Origin of the sequence: Glaesserella sp., assembly GCF_041814905.1 — a bacterium.
Classification (GTDB): domain Bacteria; phylum Pseudomonadota; class Gammaproteobacteria; order Enterobacterales; family Pasteurellaceae; genus Glaesserella.
In genome coordinates this window covers 1-16,299 of sequence record NZ_JBGXYA010000072.1, presented here as the reverse complement: position 1 = coordinate 16,299, position 16,299 = coordinate 1, and the positions used below count along the sequence as shown (strand labels likewise).

Genomic DNA, 16,299 nt, shown 5'->3' with positions numbered 1-16,299 from the left:
TCTTTCATTGCACGGGTATTTTCATTACCGTTAAACCAATAGCGGTCTTTGACGAATTTTCCGAACAATCCGCCACGATAATAATGACGCAATACACTGTTTACGCTTCGGGCTTCCGGGGAAATATTACTCATGGGGGTTCCTTTAAAATTTTAGGCGAAAGATTCTATCAAATTACCCTAAAAATACAACGAACCAAGCCAAAATCGTGTAAAATCGTTTCGTTTACAATCAAACAGAAAAATAGCATGAATTATTACCACTTTAATGATGATATTGTCACCGGCGAGCAGCAATCTTTCATAAAAAACCTGCTGGATTGCAAAACATTCGATGAATCCGACCGCTTGTTGGGCTGCGCAAAAGGCAGAGGAACCACATGGTTTCTCAATACCCAAGCGGAACTCAGCGTAAACAGTGTATTGCGTCATTATTATCGTGGCGGATTGTTCGGAAAATTCGTCAAAGACCGCTATTGGTTTAACGGTAATGAAAATACCCGTGCAATGAAAGAGTTTGCCTTATTACAACAACTGCACCGTTGGAATTTGCCCGTTCCCCGCCCGATTGCAGTGAAAATCACACGGCAATGTTGCGTTTATCAAGCGGATATTTTGTTGGAAAAAATTGACGAGACGCAAGATCTCAGCCAATACTTACAAACACAATCCCTAACCGGCGAGCAATATCAACAAATCGGCGCCCTCATTCGGCAGTTACACGATCATCACGTTCATCATTCCGATCTCAACATTCACAATATCTTGCTCGATCAACAAGGCAAATTTTGGTTAATCGATTTTGATAAATGCCGAATTCAGCAAGGCGACGGCTGGAAGCAGGCGAATTTAGACCGACTGTTGCGCTCATTCCATAAAGAAAAGGGGCGACTCGGTATTCATTTTACCGAACAAAATTGGGCAGAATTAATGCAAGGTTATTTGCAAAATAATCCGTAAAAACGACCGCTTGCAGTCAAAATTAGCCGGAATAAGTCGAAATCCAAATAGCTATTTGAATTCCGAAGCATGTGGCACACCAACGACTTATCATAAATCCTCTGCAAGCGGTGTTATTTGGAAACAATTTTACAAATTCTTCACCAAATCTCCGCGCTTTTAAATTCAAACCTTGATGAAATTAAGGTACAATCTTTGCAATTTTTTTCTCACAAATTCAAAACTATGGCAAAAAAACCCAAAGTGGCATCAAATACCATCGCCTTAAATAAACGTGCGCGTCACGAATATTTTATTGAAGATGAAATTGAAGCTGGGCTTGAGTTGCAAGGTTGGGAAGTGAAAGCACTACGTGCAGGTAAAGCGAATATCGGGGATAGTTATGTGATTTTCCGTGACGGTCAGGCTTACTTGTTCGGTGCAATGATTACACCGTTAAATATGGCGTCTACCCACATTGTTTCCGACCCGACTCGAACCCGTAAATTATTATTAAACCGTCGTGAATTGGATTCCCTGTACGGCAAAGTCAGTCGTGACGGATTTACCGTCGTTGCCCTCTCTCTTTATTGGAAAAATGCCTGGGCGAAAATCAAAATCGGCTTGGCAAAAGGGAAAAAACTGCACGATAAACGTGAAGACATTAAAGACCGCGAATGGCAAGTGGCGAAACAGCGCATTATGAAAAATGCGCAGCGTGGCTAACAAGCGGTCATCAATAACAAAAAATTTGCAAAAAAATTAAGGATTCAACATGATCGACCAAAACCTTCTGCGTACTAATCTTGATGAAGTCGCACAAATTTTAAAACTCAAACGTAACTTCAACCTTGATGTTGCTCGTGTTACCAACCTTGAAGAACAACGCAAAGCATTGCAAGTCAAAGCGGAAAATCTTCAAGCGGAACGCAATGTCCGTTCTAAAAACATCGGTATGGCAAAAGCGCGCGGCGAAGATATTACTGCATTACTGGCAGAAATGGATTCAATGGGAACGGAATTGGATTCGGCAAAAGTGGAATTAGATAAAGTCCAAGCGGAAATCCGTGATTTATTATTAACCATTCCGAATTTACCTGCTGATGAAGTGCCTGTGGGTAAAGATGATAGCGAAAACCTTGAAGTTTCTCGTTGGGGAACACCACGTCAATTTGACTTTGAAATCAAAGATCACGTGAGCTTAGGCGAAGGCTTAGGCGGTTTGGATTTCCCTGCCGGTGTTAAATTAACCGGTAGTCGTTTTGTGGTGATGAAAAGTGGTATTGCACGTTTACACCGTGCCTTATCTCAATTTATGTTAGATTTACACACGGAACAACACGGTTATGTGGAAACTTACGTCCCTTATCTTGTCAACCACGACACCCTCTACGGTACAGGGCAATTACCAAAATTCGGCGAAGATTTGTTCCATACTCAACCGCTTGAAGGGCAAGATCCAAATGCGGTACAAAAACCGTACGCTTTAATCCCAACGGCTGAAGTGCCAGTCACTAATCTTGTGCGTGATGAAATTTTAGAGGAAGAAAGCCTACCATTAAAATTCACCGCTCACACGCCTTGTTTCCGCTCAGAAGCAGGTTCTTACGGTCGTGATACACGCGGTTTAATCCGTATGCACCAATTTGACAAAGTGGAAATGGTACAAATCGTCGCCCCTGAAAAATCAATGGAAGCCCTTGAAGAATTAACAGGGCATGCAGAAAAAGTGTTGCAGTTGCTCAATCTTCCATATCGCAAAATGTTACTTTGCTCTGGCGATATGGGCTTTGGTTCCAGCAAAACCTACGATTTAGAAGTGTGGCTACCGGCACAAAACACCTACCGTGAAATTTCATCTTGCTCAAATATGTGGGATTTCCAAGCTCGCCGTATGCAAGCACGTTGCAAAGCGAAAGGGGATAAGAAAACTCGCTTAGTTCATACCCTAAATGGTTCAGGCTTAGCCGTTGGACGTACGCTTGTTGCCGTGCTTGAAAACTACCAAAATGCAGACGGTTCAATTACGGTACCTGAAGTATTGAAACCGTATATGGGTGGAGTTGAGGTGATTAAATAATACAAGCGGTCACTTCAGACAAATATTTTACAATCTAAGGATGATAATATTGAAACAGCACCCTAAATAGAGATCATTTTATCGCTAATTAGGGTGTTATTTTTGGGGAGACAGATTAAATCATTGGTAAATATTAATGATTTAACAATAAGTATATTCGGTTTTTAATTCATCACACACTGAATATATAATAAATAAAAAAGAGAATAACAGATGAAACATATTTTAATTGACTTCGAAAATATCCAGCCTAAACCATCCCACTTTCATGCGTTAGACGAAAATTGTTCTATTTGGCTATTTCTCGGTAAACTTCAACAAAAAACATTACCGGTAGAATTCTGTGAAACACTATGTCGTTTCGGTAAAAATGTACATTTTATACGAATTGCAAAAACCGGAAAAAACGCACTGGATTTTTATTTAACATATTATTTGGGGAAAATTACCGAACAGGATAAAGAAGCGGAAATTTGTATTTTATCGAGGGATGGCGATTTTGATGTTGTCATTGAACACATCACAGATAATCAATATTGTCATAGCATTGTAAGATTAGAGCAATTATCGGAGAATAATAGGTTAGAGACAGAAAATCCGCCATTATTAAGCGCCTCTGAAGCTAAATCTGCGCCTCAATTATTAGCAGAAGATCCGAATGAAAATACACTGTTAACGTTTACTAATAAAGTCGGAACATGGATAGTCTTTTTTGAAAAAAGCGAGGAAGTTGATAAGCTGCATTTCAATGATTTTATCACTCGGCATATTTTAAAAGATGAGCTTGCCGAATTCAGCCAACCTGTTGTAGAACGTACGGTAGTAAATATTATTCGAAAATTATCGGCGAAGGGGTTAGTAAAGGAATTATCGAAAAACGGCAATTATAAATTCATCACTCGCGATGAATTTCAATCTCAAATTAAAGCGCGTGTAATAATGTCTAAAGCAAAAACATTAACGGCATTGAATAATGTAATCACCAGTGGTGCCAGAGGATATTATGTTGAATTGGATGATGAAAAAATAAAATCGATTATTCAGACATTCAAGCAAAATAATATTTTAAGGGAAAACGGTTCAAAAATAGAATATGCTCCGTTTGGCAAAGAAGAAAAAACACCGCCCTTATCTAAAGAAAATAGTGAAAAGTTAACTAAACTACTTGGTTTCATAAATAAATGGAAAAATAAACCAAGTAATCAAGATAAATTATCGAATGCAATCCGATCACATTTAAAAATAGATAATGCAGAAAAGATGATTCAGTTACTTATTCAGCATAAAAAAATAAACATCAATACATCCGGAAAAGTGAGCTATTCGTTATAACCACAAAAATGCGACCGAACGGTCGCATTTTTTATGATACAAGCGGTCCGTTTTAACGAATAATTTGCAAAATTTTCCGTGAAACGGACCGCTTGTTGCTCAAAATTATCCTGTGCCAACATCCGAGAAAGCTGTAATCACACCACAGCAAAATTTGGTGTTTAACTCACCGCATCCGCCAAAATAAACTGTAATACTGCATCCATTCTCAAATGTGGAATAGGTTGGTCGAAGTCAATTTTTTTCGGTTCGAATTGGTCGAATTCAAATTTATTGCTCTGCCAATAGCTTGTATCAGGTAAGCGGCTCGGGACGCTACCGGGGTAAAGGGTAACCAATTTTTTATCTGAAGAGCGTACACCGCGAATAGCTTTAAAACTTTGCCCGTTTTGGGTGGCGACAACTGGCTCGGTTGCACGAATGGCGGAAATCGCCTGATAACCGGTTTCGATCCCCTCGAATTCGGCGTGGCGCCCGCCTTCTTGCACCAACTGACGCATGAGGCTTTCCAGATTCGGCAGTTGTTCGCTGGTAATATGGTCTGCTTTGGTGGCGATAAACAATAATTTATCAATATTTGACGAAAACAGGCGGCTGAACAACGAACGGTTGCCGTAATGAAAATGTTTAAACAGTTGCTGCAAACCGATTTTCATCTCAATAAAGGCTTGTTGACTGTGATTCAGCGGAGTTAAGCAATCTGCCAAGATTACTTGGCGATCGAATTGAGAAAAATAATCTTCATAAAACGGTTTAACGATTTTCTGTTGATAATAGCTATATCGTTTTTTCAACGTGTGAAAAATACTGTGGTTCGGGCTTTTTTCCAAGCGTTCCCAATCGGATTCGCTTAAATCCAACAGCGGAAAAAATTGATAAACCGGCGCGCCGCGCTCAGTGTTCGGTAACACAAAACGCCCCGGCTGGATATATTGCATTCCCGCTTGTTTGCATTTCAATAAATAGTCGGTGTACTGTTCACTTAAATCGGCAAGCTGATTTTCATTAGCTTTCACGGTTAAATCTAATTGTTTCACCTGTTTCAGCCACGTTTGCGCCAGTTCCGCACGATCACCTTTATGCACTAATTGCTGGGCTTGTGACCACTCTTTGAACGACTGCGACAGCAACGGTAAATCCAGCAGCCATTCGCCCGGATAATCGAAAATATCCAAATAAAGGGTGCTGGTTTCTTTAATGTGGCGCAATAAGCTGTCTTGACGTTGATAGCGAATTGCCAACCGAATTTCGCTGATTCCGGTCGTCGAAGGACACCAATAAGGTGGCTCACTTTCAAAACAAGCGCGGTTTTTGTCATATTCAAAACGCGGCACAGTTAAATCGTGCTGCTCTACCCGTTTAACCGAGATTATTTGTTTATTACGGGCAGGTGCAAATAAATTGAGGTGTGCATTGTCGCCGGTATTGATATGTAACAATTGGTCGACAAAGCTCGTGATAAAAGCGGTTTTACCGCTGCGACTTAAACCGGTGACCGCAAGACGCAGGTGGTTGTCTAAACCGCGTTGAACAAATTTATACAGCTGTTTTTGAATTTGATTAAACATTTATTTACACACTTAATGGAAAATCGGTATGATTTCAGGGTTCCGAATACTGAAAATTGATGTCTAAAATATAGCAGAATACCGTTTTAAATCCTAGAGGAGCTTATGGAACAAGAGATCGAATTAAAAATTATCCTAACGCCGAATAATATCCCGCGGTTAACGGATTGGTTAAATCAGCTACCGATATTAAAACAGAGCAAGAATACGCTGAAAAATACTTACTATGATTCACCCGATCAATACTTCGCTCGTCAACATATGGGATTGCGGGTTCGCAACAAACAAGAGCGCTTCGAGCTGACTTTAAAAACTCAAGGTGAAATTATCGGCGGGCTACATATCCGCCCTGAGTATAATTTGGACTTACCCGATGCTTACCCTGATTTCCGCCGTTTAGCTGCCACGTTTAATTTGCCTTTTGATGACGTAAATCAGCTACAACAAAGCCTGCAACCCACGTTCAGTACGGATTTCACCCGTATACAATGGCTGATTGGCTTTCAAAGCTCACAAATCGACATTGCATTCGATCGCGGCATGATCCGCAACACTCAGGGGCAAGAAGAGATCTGCGAACTTGAATTCGAATTAAAGCAAGGCAGCCTGATCGATTTAATCACATTATTAGAGCTGATGCCGAAAACCGACGGTATGTGGTTAAGCGGTTTAAGTAAAGCGCAACGCGGTTACTTTGTCGGTCATCCGGAAAAAATTGCAAAAGAAATCGAAAAACTGACCGCTTGTAACCTTCACACACTCTCGGAGAAAGAACAATATCGCGTCGAACAGCAGCTGGCGGATTTTATTCGTCTTACCAACCACCTCGAACTATACCGCATATTAGATCGCCCGCTTCCGGCAAGCATCGATTATTTTTATAGCGATGAATATCTGAGCAAAAATATCAACCTGATCAAACGGTTTTATCCGCAATAAAACAAAAAGGTGCTTTCCGCACCTTTTTGTTTATTCCACTAATTCAAACTCTTGAGAAGCAAAACGAACATTGTTGATTTGAATATCCAAAGTATATTTGCCTAACGGATCATTTTTATCAAATGCCCAGCATCTCTGAATAAATTCATTATTTTGGCTTGATAATGATGAACTGACTTTATGCCACAACTTATCTTCCGAAGAGACAACCAAGCCGACGGTATCACTGAATGTCGCTTTGTCCGGAGATTGAAAAATTTCAATCACCTTGTTATTCGCACTAAACGGCATATTAAATGCTACCCAACAGAGTTGTCTGCCTTTTGTACTCACTGAATATTGAGTTCCAAGCGGTTTCGCAACCTGAGTACTGGTATCGTACACCGCCAAATTTAACATCGGTTGATTTCCCTGCTGTTCCCCGCCGGCGGTATTTGCCAACGCTACCGCTGACAATAAACCGACCAACACTACGAATGATTTTTTCATCATTTATTCCTTTTTTTCTTGTTTATATCCTTCACGTAGCCTTTGCGCTACGATTGCAATTGCTTCACCGCTACTTACGCCTTGGCTCATCAATTGTTGAATTTGCTCGACGGCTTGTTGTTGCTGTTCATGAGTTAAACTCAGAAGCGCATTATCCATTTTGAACCTCGTTAAGTCTAATAAAATCCCCGTGAAATAATGTAAAAAAGGCGTTACTGCCGATCAAGCGGTCAGTTTACGATGATATTTTACAAATTAGGGATCACATTAATTCACATATAGAAAAAGTGTGGCAGTCTATCATAGTCTGAAGCCTATATTGAAGGTGATTATTGATTGATATCATTTCTCATTGACGCAAATAATCCGATTGCATTATGCTGACTACTTATTGTTTTTAACAAGTCAATTTAAGGTCGTATATGAAACTACTCAAAATCCTCTTTTTAAGTTTAAGTACCATGCTGTTATCCGGTTGTTTTACGTTACTTAATTGGGAGGACCGCGAACCCATATCTTCAGGTAACCAAAAGGTCGAAGTGGATGAAGATAATCTCACTGCATTTGGCATGGTAAAATCAACCCAACAGCTTGTAATGATAGGCGAAAAATATTGGTTTATTGCAGACGTAGAAAGCTCTAAGCAAATCAAAGCATTGATTGATGCAAAATTACCGGAAACTTTTAATACCTATGGGTTACAAGTCGAATTAGATAAAGAGGCAAAAAACTGGAAAACCAACGCAGGTATATCATACACTACCGCAGATACTCAGGCTGAAATTACCAAATTAAAACAATTAGGCTTTAAATCTTATTGTCCTGAATGCCAAAAAAACACTCAATATGTTCATCAATACCCATTACAAGGACAACTCTACAAAAAAGCGGATATACAAATTGCAGAGTCAGGTAAGTTAAGAAGAGCCATTCCCGTAAAATTAGTGACAGAAAAATACCAAATAAATGGTGTTGGCTCTACGCTTGCTGCCATAGCGCTAACGCCAATCACTTTAGCATCTGATATTGTGACTTTACCGTTTCAAATATGGTTTCTATCTCTAGATAGCGGTGATATATTTAAACCTTAACCAATTCATGTTTTGATAAGGCGTTCAGAAGTTTGAACGCCTTATTTCTTATTTAAAGTCCCACCCAAACCGTTCAAACAAACTTAACCACTGCTGATCAAGCGGTGCGTTTATTTCAATTTTTTGCAAATTTTTCGGGTGAATAAATTGCAAGGAATGAGAATGGAGAAATAATCTGTCACAACCCGTATTGGCAATTAACGCACGGTTTTGATGTAAATCGCCGTAGTTGGTATCGCCCATAATCGGGTGAAACAGGTGTTTCATATGACGGCGAAGCTGATGTTTTCTGCCCGTTTGCGGAAACAGTTGCACAAGGCTGTAACGTGCCGTTTGGAATTTGCCTGCGGGATAAGGCATTTCGACCGTTGCCAAACCTTTATAATCGGTAATCGCATCCTGAGCTTCTTTCTCTTGAGAAAATTTATCGGCAATTTTATCCAGTTGCACTTTCAAGGGATAGTCAATTCGTCCTTCCCCTTCCAAATAACCACGAACGATAGCCAAATAGCTTTTTTGTATCTGATGTTGTTCAAACAACTGGCTCATGGTGCGAGCCATATCGCTGTTCAGGGCAAAAAGCAACACACCGGAAGTCGGGCGATCTAGGCGATGAATCGGGAAAACGTGTTGCCCGATTTGATCTCGCAACGTCTGCATAGCAAATACGGTTTCATGTTTATCCAACCAACTGCGATGCACCAACATACCCGCAGGTTTGTTAATCGCAATGAGTTCATCATTACGATAGAGAATGTCCAGTTCCATTAGCTTTTCAACAAGGTTTCTAGTTTAACTAACGGGGCGTGAAGTGCGTGTAGATAATCTAAATCTTTTAACGCTTCTTCTAAATAAGGCGACACCGCAAAATTACGGGGCAATTCTGCATTAGCATCTAACAAAGCGTGCATTCTCGGTAAGAAAATCCATTGTAACCACTGTGTCGCAGACAGCGTGCTGACACAAAACGGCTCGTCATTGGCTAAGGCTTCTTCAGACGGTGGCGTGGCTTCCCACAGATTATGTACACGTAGAGCGATTTCAAGATCAGTTAAATGCTGTTTTACTTGAGTTTTCATTGGTTGTCCTTTATTGTTTCCATTATTTCCCTTCCCCCGCAAGCGGGGGAAGGTGCCGAAGGCGGAAGGGGGGCATGCAAGCGGTCCGATTTTTACAACATTTTGCAATCTCCATTCGTCGTTTCTCTTTAAACAGAAGAGAACTCGGCAAAAAATTGCTTGCTAATATAAGGACAAAATATGCAAAATCAACCCACTATCCTTCAGAAGATTGTTCAAGACAAAGCTCGTTGGGTCGAGCAAAAAGAACAAACCTTTCCGTTATCTCAATTTCGACATCAATTAACCCAAAGTGATCGCAGTTTTTATCAGACTCTTGCAAAAGGTTCCCATGATCTGCCCGCTTACATTTTAGAATGTAAAAAGGCATCACCGTCAAAAGGGCTGATTCGGGCGGATTTTGATTTGGATGCGATTGCTCAAGTCTATAAACATTATGCTTCGGCGATTTCGGTACTGACAGACGAACAGTATTTCCAAGGGGATTTTTCTTATATCAACCAAGTGCGCCAACAAGTCGAACAGCCCGTTCTGTGCAAAGATTTTATGATCTCGCCTTACCAAGTCTATTTAGCACGTTTTCATCAAGCAGATGCGATTTTATTAATGCTCTCGGTGGTTGATGACGATACCTATCGTGAGTTAAGTGAGTTAGCTCATTCACTCGGTATGGGGGTGCTGACGGAAACCAGCAACGAAGCGGAATTTGAACGGGCTTTAGCCTTAGGAGCGAAGATTATCGGTGTGAATAACCGCAACTTGCATGATCTATCCATTGATATGAATCGCATTGTGCATTTGGTGCAAAAATATCAGGATCGTATTCCGAAAGAGACCCGTTTAATTAGCGAATCGGGCATTTACAATCATCAGCAAGTCCAGCAAATCAAACCGTTTGCTCACGGCTTTTTAATTGGCAGTAGCTTAATGGGCAATCCGGATCTGAATAATGCCGTGCGTGCGGTGATGTATGGTGAAAATAAAGTCTGTGGCTTAACTCGTCCGCAAGATGTACAAGCGGTTTATCAAAATGGGGCGTTATACGGTGGATTAATTTTTGCTGAAAAATCGCCACGAGCCTTATCATTACGCCAAGCGCAAGAGCTTGTAGTACAAGCACCGTTGCGTTTTGTCGGTGTATTCCAAGATCAAGCGGTCAGTTTTGTGGAAAAAATTGCAAAACAGCTTGAACTGTTTGCTGTGCAACTTCATGGCTCAGAGGATGAAGCCTACATTGCAGAACTGGCGGGAGCGTTTGACGGAAAAATTCAAATTTGGAAAGCCATTTCCATGAATGCCCAAACTCAATTTCAACAAAATCCGTTAGTTCAACGTTATGTTTTAGACAGTAAACAAGGCGGTTCAGGAGAAGCGTTTGATTGGTCTTTGATTCCAAATGAAATCAAAACCAAAGCGTTATTGGCGGGCGGAATTGGTTTGGACAATATCGATCAAGCATTAAAACAAGGTTGTTTAGGTGTCGATCTGAATTCGGGCGTGGAATCTGCAAAAGGGGTGAAAGATGCGGGGAAAATCGAAGCGCTATTTTCCCGCATCCTTTCTGCCTAGAGCGATAAATAATGACTTGCGGTCATCCGCTGACCACACTGCGGGGAAATCGACTCGCGTCATTCATTCTTCTATTCCCGCGATAACGCTTCGACCGGTTTTAACCGCGTTGCATTCCTTGCGGGGAAATACCCGAACAGGATACCGATAAAGGACGAGCAAAGAAATGCCACCAAAAATGATGAAAAGGTAAATTGCATTTTAATGCTGTCCGTCAATAATGAAAAAATCCAACCGAACAACAACGACAATAACACACCGATAATACCGCCGATTAAACTGACGGCGGCAGACTCGATAAGAAATTGGTGAAGAATATCTTTTTCTTTCGCACCAACTGCAATACGAATACCGATTTCTTTAGTTCTTTCTATTACCGATACCAACATAATATTCATCACGCCGATGCCGCCGACCAACAATGAAATAAACGCAATCGAAGATATCATGAGCGTTAAAGCCTGCGTCGTTCGATTTAAGGATTCTAGAAATTTACTACTACTGAACGTGAAAAAATCTTTACCGCCGTGCTTCGCGGTTAATAGGTCAACAATGGCACTTTCCGCCGCAACCGGAGAAATGTCTTTCGCCAGCTGTACCGTAATTTGTTGAAAGTAGGATTGATTGTGCAAACGGCTGGTGAACGTGCTGTACGGTAACCAAACCGTTGCCCGCTGACCTTCACTAAATAGTGAAGACGATTCCACGACACCGATGATAGAAATCGGCACATCACCGATAAAGATTGTTTTATCTTTTGTTTTTTCACTCCCGAAAATCACCGCTTGAGATTTTTTATCAATAATGCCGACGGCTCGATTGGTGTCTATATCCTGTTGATTAAATAAACGTCCGCTGAGTAACTGATAATTTTTTAACGTAAAGAAATCTTTGCTCACACCGTTTATTGTACCGTTCACCGTTTTGTTCAAAAATCGAACGGGCAATTCTAAAGCTAAATTCGGTGTTGCTCCGGTTAAATACGGTTGATGACGGAGCAAATTCAGATCACTACCGTTAAGTGTTTGGATTTTATGGGCATCCGAATCTCCCCACCCTTTACCGGGGAAAATATCAATCACGTTACTGCCTAACGTGCTATATTCATTCAGTACTTTATTTTTTGCACCTTCGCCTAAGGCAATGACACAAACGACGGCGGCAATACCGATAATAATCCCCAGCATTGTCAAAAAGGTTCTGATTTTATGTGCTTTCATCATGCTGAATGCCATGACGACCGATTCGTTATAACGATGTAATGCCGATAACCAATTGTACGAAACCTTGGCGTTTTTATGCCGCACGTTATTCTCTACATCAAAAACCTGCTGAAGATTCACACCGCTGTCTTCCGTGATTTCACCATCTTTAATATGGATAATCCTGTCGGCATTTCGGGCTATATGCATATCGTGGGTAATTAAAATCACCGTATGCCCTTGGCGGTTCAGCTCTTTCAATACCGCTAATACTTCTTGACTACTATGGCTGTCTAACGCACCGGTCGGTTCATCGGCTAAAATAATTTCACCGCCGTTCATTAATGCGCGAGCAATACTGACACGCTGCTGTTGTCCGCCGGAAAGCTGTGAAGGCTTATTCTTCAACTGTTTTTCCAATCCTAATCGACATAAAAGAGCTTGCGCTCGTGCCGTTCTTTCAGTTTTATCTGTCATAGAATAGACGGCCGGCATCTCGACATTTCCGACGGCATTTAAATGCGGCAATAAGTGATAACGTTGAAAGACAAATCCAAAATGATGGCAACGTAATTCGGCCAATTCGTTTGAAGATAATGTGGCGATATTACGCCCTCTGAACCAATATTCTCCCTGATCGGCTTGATCTAATGCCCCGAGAATATTCATTAATGTGGATTTACCTGAACCGGATGCGCCGACGATCGCAATCATTTCTCCCGCATAAATTTTCAGATTAACGGATTTCAATACCCTCGTTTCTGTCGATCCGTTGCGGTAATACCGCTCCACATTTTTTAATTCAATTAACGCCTGTTTCATCATAATGTGATATTGTATTGCTCTTCATTAAACGGAACGGAACCGCCCGACAACACGACGGTATCCCCTTCTACCAATCCTTCAACGATCTCTACGTTTACGTCGTCTTTTAGCCCTGTTTTCACTTCAATTTGTTCTTTTTTACCGTTCTTATGTAAAACCGTAACATAATACGTATCCGGCGAAATCATTTTGCCCAAGGCGGAAAGCGGGATAGTCAATACGTCTTCACGTTTATCCAACATAATCGTGACCGCTGCCGTCATGGAGATACGCAATTTATGCTGAGGGTTGGGGACGTTAAACATTGCATGATAATAAATTGCACCGGAAGAACTTTCACTTGGTTCGCTAATATGTACCGGCGCCAATTTCACCGCATCAATATGTGTATGAAACGGCTTGGCTGGCTCACCCAATAAGGTAAAAGTAACCGGAGCACCTGCCGCGACATGAACGACATCCGCTTCCGAAATTTTGGCGTTGACTTTCATGGTGTCAATATTTGCCAATCTCATTAAGACCGGAACCTGCTGAGTGGTTGCCAATGTCTGTCCGCTCTGCGCAATCACTGAAATCACAACCGCATCAAGAGGAGAACGAATTTCCGTATAGCCAAGCTCCGTTTCGGCTTTTTCCACTCTGATTTTTGCACTGGTTAAATTACTTTGTGCCATACGAATTTCCGTTTTGGCAATTTCCAATCTGCTTTTAGCCTCTTCTACCTCTTTTTTCGCCGTAGAATTGGTTTGATTTAATTTATAGTGGCGCACCCAATCTGACTGTAACTGTTTTAAATGAATATATTTTGCTTGTAAATTCGCTTCGGTATTTTCCAATTCTGCTTTTGCCAGTTTTAATTCCGTTTCCGCCAAACGCGGATCAATAACAGCCAATAAATCTCCTTTTTTTACCGATTGCCCTTCTTTAACCAAAATGCTTTTAATTTGTCCTGAAACCTGCGCACCGATATCCACCTGTTCCGATGCTTGTAAAATACCACTGGCAATCACATTTTTCTGCACCCGCCCTTTCACTACGGGAAAAGTAATATCATTATTTTTTTCTTCCTCAACAAAAAAATAGAAAAACAACCCGCCAAAGATCAATACAACAAGCATATATTTCAGACTTTTCATGATTTTCAAAATATCCTCCTTAGCAAAGGTTCAAGAAGGAAACAATAGCATTATTGTTTCCTCTTTAAATACGATTTAAAAAGTATAATACAGGCTAAATGATGAAATAATCTGTGAATCTTTCTTTATTATCGGTGATTTCTTAATCTGTTCAGAATATTTATCCCATCCGACGGAAACTCCGATACTTAAATGTTTCGTTACGGCATAGTCGGTATTAATTCCTATACTGGTACTATACGCCGATTTCGGTTTATACACTGACTTAATATTACCGCCTAATTCTGATTTTTTAATCCCAAAATAATATCTTGTATATTGAGAGGAATAATAAGTAGCACTGATATATGGCGATATCGCAAACCGATCAGTGACCGGGAACGCCTTAATCAAAGTCATATTACCGCTTGCTCCGCGCTTCCCGCCTTTTCCTTCTAAGGAAATGCCGGCATTCCATTTATCCGAATAATAATTAAAACCTCCCCCTACGGTAAACTGCGTTTTACGTTCCTTAATAGATTGATATTCCGGTAATAAATCTTTCGCCTTAATCGGAAAACCATCAAATGGAGTGACGAAGATCTCTACACTGAAATTATCGGTTAACGGTTGTTCATAGCCGATCTTACCTATTCCGGCCGTTCCTCTCATATAAAAATTACCTAAAGAGAGATCTAACTCTAAAAAAGGTGACGTCATTATCCTATCCTTAGAATAATACAAGCTTCTTTCTACATTAATACCAACGCCGATCTCTGATGCATTATTATTAACAGAGAATGACATCATGGAAAAACCGATCAAACAATAAGTGAATAATTTATGTTTCATATTTGTCTCCTTCTATTAAAAACTGTAAATAAGTTTGCAATACGATAATTTATTAAATCAACCCCTTACTGGTCTGACCTTATTATGCCAATCGTTTTCGTTAGTAAAAAATAATATTTTGATAACATAAAATTAATAAATAAAAAACAAAGAAAATACCGTAATTTAAAATAAAAACCCAATTACAATTATTTTTAATAATAAAATTATTTTCAATATAATGAGTGAAAAAATAAATATGTTTACATTTTTATCATACTAATATTTAGCAACTACACAGAATATCTTTGCGACAGATAATAACCAAAAGAAATTTAATATACTTATAAATATTCTATTTTTTCATAAAAAATTCACATTTTTTGTTGACATAGCTATCTAGACGTCTAAAATGCCAAAATCTCTTTAAATATAGAATGCGGACAAAAGGTTATGATTAAGCTGAAACAAATCAGCAAACAATTTGATGTAAAAGGGCAACGAATTACCGCCTTGGATAACGTAAATCTTGAAGTACCGAAAGGCACCATTTTTGGTGTGATCGGTGCGTCCGGAGCGGGGAAAAGCACGTTGATCCGTTGTGTGAATTTATTAGAACGCCCGACGATGGGACAAGTAATTGTCGACGGCAAAGATTTAACGGCACTCTCCGAAAAAGAGTTAAACCTTGCCCGACGCAAAATCAGTATGATTTTCCAGCATTTTAATTTGCTCTCCTCTCGTACCGTTTTTGAAAACGTAGCGCTATCGCTTGAATTAAATAATACGCCACAAACACAAATTCAACAAAAAGTGAATCAATTGCTTGAACTTGTCGGGTTGGCGGACAAACATAATGTCTACCCGAGCAACCTTTCCGGCGGTCAAAAACAGCGAGTGGCAATTGCCCGTGCGTTAGCGAATGATCCTCAGGTTCTGTTATGCGATGAAGCGACTAGCGCCCTTGATCCGGCAACGACACAATCCATTTTACAATTACTCAAAGAAATCAATACCCGACTCGGCTTAACTATTTTGCTGATTACGCATGAAATGGATGTAGTAAAACGGATTTGTGATCGTGTCGCGGTAATAGACAAAGGACGTTTGGTTGAAAGCGGCTCGGTCAGTGAAATTTTTTCTAATCCGAAAACCGAATTGGCACAACGTTTTATTCAATCCACATTCCATTTTGAATTACCGAAAGAATATACCGATCAATTACTTTCGACGCCGACACC

At 40.3% G+C, this 16,299-nt stretch carries 16 protein-coding genes and 1 pseudogene; 8 read left to right on the top strand and 9 right to left on the bottom strand.

Features of this window, described 5'->3' with window-relative positions; all coding sequences use genetic code 11:
* A pseudogene (locus tag ACEYJ7_RS10035) lies at positions 1–107 on the bottom strand (lipopolysaccharide kinase InaA family protein); the annotation flags it as partial.
* A 141-nt stretch (positions 108–248) separates the two neighbouring features.
* Here ACEYJ7_RS10035 and ACEYJ7_RS10030 point away from each other — a divergent pair.
* From ACEYJ7_RS10030 to ACEYJ7_RS10015, 4 genes are all read left to right on the top strand, one after another.
* The gene (locus tag ACEYJ7_RS10030) at positions 249–959 is read left to right on the top strand and encodes a 3-deoxy-D-manno-octulosonic acid kinase (protein WP_373778960.1); all 711 of its coding nucleotides are present in this window, start codon (positions 249–251) and stop codon (positions 957–959) included.
* A gap of 225 nt (positions 960–1,184) precedes the next feature.
* Positions 1,185–1,664, top strand: a complete 480-nt coding sequence (gene smpB / locus ACEYJ7_RS10025) for an SsrA-binding protein SmpB (RefSeq protein WP_373778959.1) — start codon at positions 1,185–1,187, stop codon at positions 1,662–1,664.
* Between the two features lie 49 nt (positions 1,665–1,713).
* The gene (gene serS / locus ACEYJ7_RS10020) at positions 1,714–3,018 is read left to right on the top strand and encodes a serine--tRNA ligase (RefSeq protein ID WP_373778958.1); all 1,305 of its coding nucleotides are present in this window, start codon (positions 1,714–1,716) and stop codon (positions 3,016–3,018) included.
* Positions 3,019–3,231: 213 nt separating this feature from the next.
* A complete protein-coding gene (locus ACEYJ7_RS10015; protein ID WP_373778957.1) occupies positions 3,232–4,350 on the top strand; it encodes a PIN domain-containing protein in 1,119 nt (372 codons plus the stop codon).
* Between the two features lie 161 nt (positions 4,351–4,511).
* Here ACEYJ7_RS10015 and ACEYJ7_RS10010 read toward each other — a convergent pair whose 3' ends face one another.
* Complete coding sequence (locus ACEYJ7_RS10010; protein ID WP_373778956.1) at positions 4,512–5,918, bottom strand: YcjX family protein; 1,407 nt, start codon at positions 5,916–5,918, stop codon at positions 4,512–4,514.
* A gap of 105 nt (positions 5,919–6,023) precedes the next feature.
* Between ACEYJ7_RS10010 and ACEYJ7_RS10005 the strand changes: the two genes are divergently transcribed.
* Positions 6,024–6,857 carry an inorganic triphosphatase gene (locus ACEYJ7_RS10005; protein ID WP_373778955.1) on the top strand — a complete coding sequence of 278 codons (834 nt, stop codon included), beginning with the start codon at positions 6,024–6,026 and terminating at the stop codon, positions 6,855–6,857.
* 30 nt (positions 6,858–6,887) lie between these two features.
* Here ACEYJ7_RS10005 and ACEYJ7_RS10000 read toward each other — a convergent pair whose 3' ends face one another.
* Positions 6,888–7,346, bottom strand: a complete 459-nt coding sequence (locus ACEYJ7_RS10000) for a hypothetical protein (protein WP_373778954.1) — start codon at positions 7,344–7,346, stop codon at positions 6,888–6,890.
* A 3-nt stretch (positions 7,347–7,349) separates the two neighbouring features.
* A complete protein-coding gene (locus ACEYJ7_RS09995; protein WP_373778953.1) occupies positions 7,350–7,505 on the bottom strand; it encodes a YoaH family protein in 156 nt (51 codons plus the stop codon).
* 263 nt (positions 7,506–7,768) lie between these two features.
* On the opposite strand from ACEYJ7_RS09995, the gene ACEYJ7_RS09990 reads away from it, so the two are divergent.
* Positions 7,769–8,437 carry a hypothetical protein gene (locus ACEYJ7_RS09990; RefSeq protein WP_373778952.1) on the top strand — a complete coding sequence of 223 codons (669 nt, stop codon included), beginning with the start codon at positions 7,769–7,771 and terminating at the stop codon, positions 8,435–8,437.
* A gap of 48 nt (positions 8,438–8,485) precedes the next feature.
* Here ACEYJ7_RS09990 and truC read toward each other — a convergent pair whose 3' ends face one another.
* Together truC and ACEYJ7_RS09980 are read right to left on the bottom strand one after the other, a co-directional pair.
* Positions 8,486–9,205 (bottom strand): tRNA pseudouridine(65) synthase TruC, encoded by a 720-nt coding sequence (truC, locus tag ACEYJ7_RS09985; protein ID WP_373778951.1) that lies wholly within the window; start codon positions 9,203–9,205, stop codon positions 8,486–8,488.
* Entirely contained in the window at positions 9,205–9,516 is a 312-nt protein-coding gene (locus tag ACEYJ7_RS09980) for a YqcC family protein (RefSeq protein ID WP_373778950.1), read from the bottom strand. The genes truC and ACEYJ7_RS09980 overlap by 1 nt, the downstream gene beginning before the upstream one ends.
* Before the next feature lie 180 nt (positions 9,517–9,696).
* Here ACEYJ7_RS09980 and trpCF point away from each other — a divergent pair, with 180 nt between their 5' ends.
* Positions 9,697–11,085, top strand: coding sequence for a bifunctional indole-3-glycerol-phosphate synthase TrpC/phosphoribosylanthranilate isomerase TrpF (gene trpCF / locus ACEYJ7_RS09975; protein ID WP_373778949.1), 1,389 nt, complete (start codon positions 9,697–9,699; stop codon positions 11,083–11,085).
* A 71-nt stretch (positions 11,086–11,156) separates the two neighbouring features.
* On the opposite strand, the gene ACEYJ7_RS09970 is transcribed toward trpCF, so the two are convergent.
* The 3 genes from ACEYJ7_RS09970 to ACEYJ7_RS09960 all read right to left on the bottom strand — a co-directional run bounded on the left by ACEYJ7_RS09970 (position 11,157) and on the right by ACEYJ7_RS09960 (position 15,079).
* Complete coding sequence (locus tag ACEYJ7_RS09970; RefSeq protein ID WP_373778962.1) at positions 11,157–13,109, bottom strand: MacB family efflux pump subunit; 1,953 nt, start codon at positions 13,107–13,109, stop codon at positions 11,157–11,159.
* Positions 13,109–14,248 carry an efflux RND transporter periplasmic adaptor subunit gene (locus tag ACEYJ7_RS09965; RefSeq protein ID WP_373778961.1) on the bottom strand — a complete coding sequence of 380 codons (1,140 nt, stop codon included), beginning with the start codon at positions 14,246–14,248 and terminating at the stop codon, positions 13,109–13,111. The genes ACEYJ7_RS09970 and ACEYJ7_RS09965 overlap by 1 nt, the downstream gene beginning before the upstream one ends.
* A 75-nt stretch (positions 14,249–14,323) precedes the next feature.
* Complete coding sequence (locus ACEYJ7_RS09960; RefSeq protein WP_373778948.1) at positions 14,324–15,079, bottom strand: MipA/OmpV family protein; 756 nt, start codon at positions 15,077–15,079, stop codon at positions 14,324–14,326.
* 432 nt (positions 15,080–15,511) lie between these two features.
* Here ACEYJ7_RS09960 and ACEYJ7_RS09955 point away from each other — a divergent pair.
* Positions 15,512–16,299 (top strand): methionine ABC transporter ATP-binding protein (locus tag ACEYJ7_RS09955; protein ID WP_373778947.1); only part of this gene is annotated, 788 nt, incomplete at its 3' end.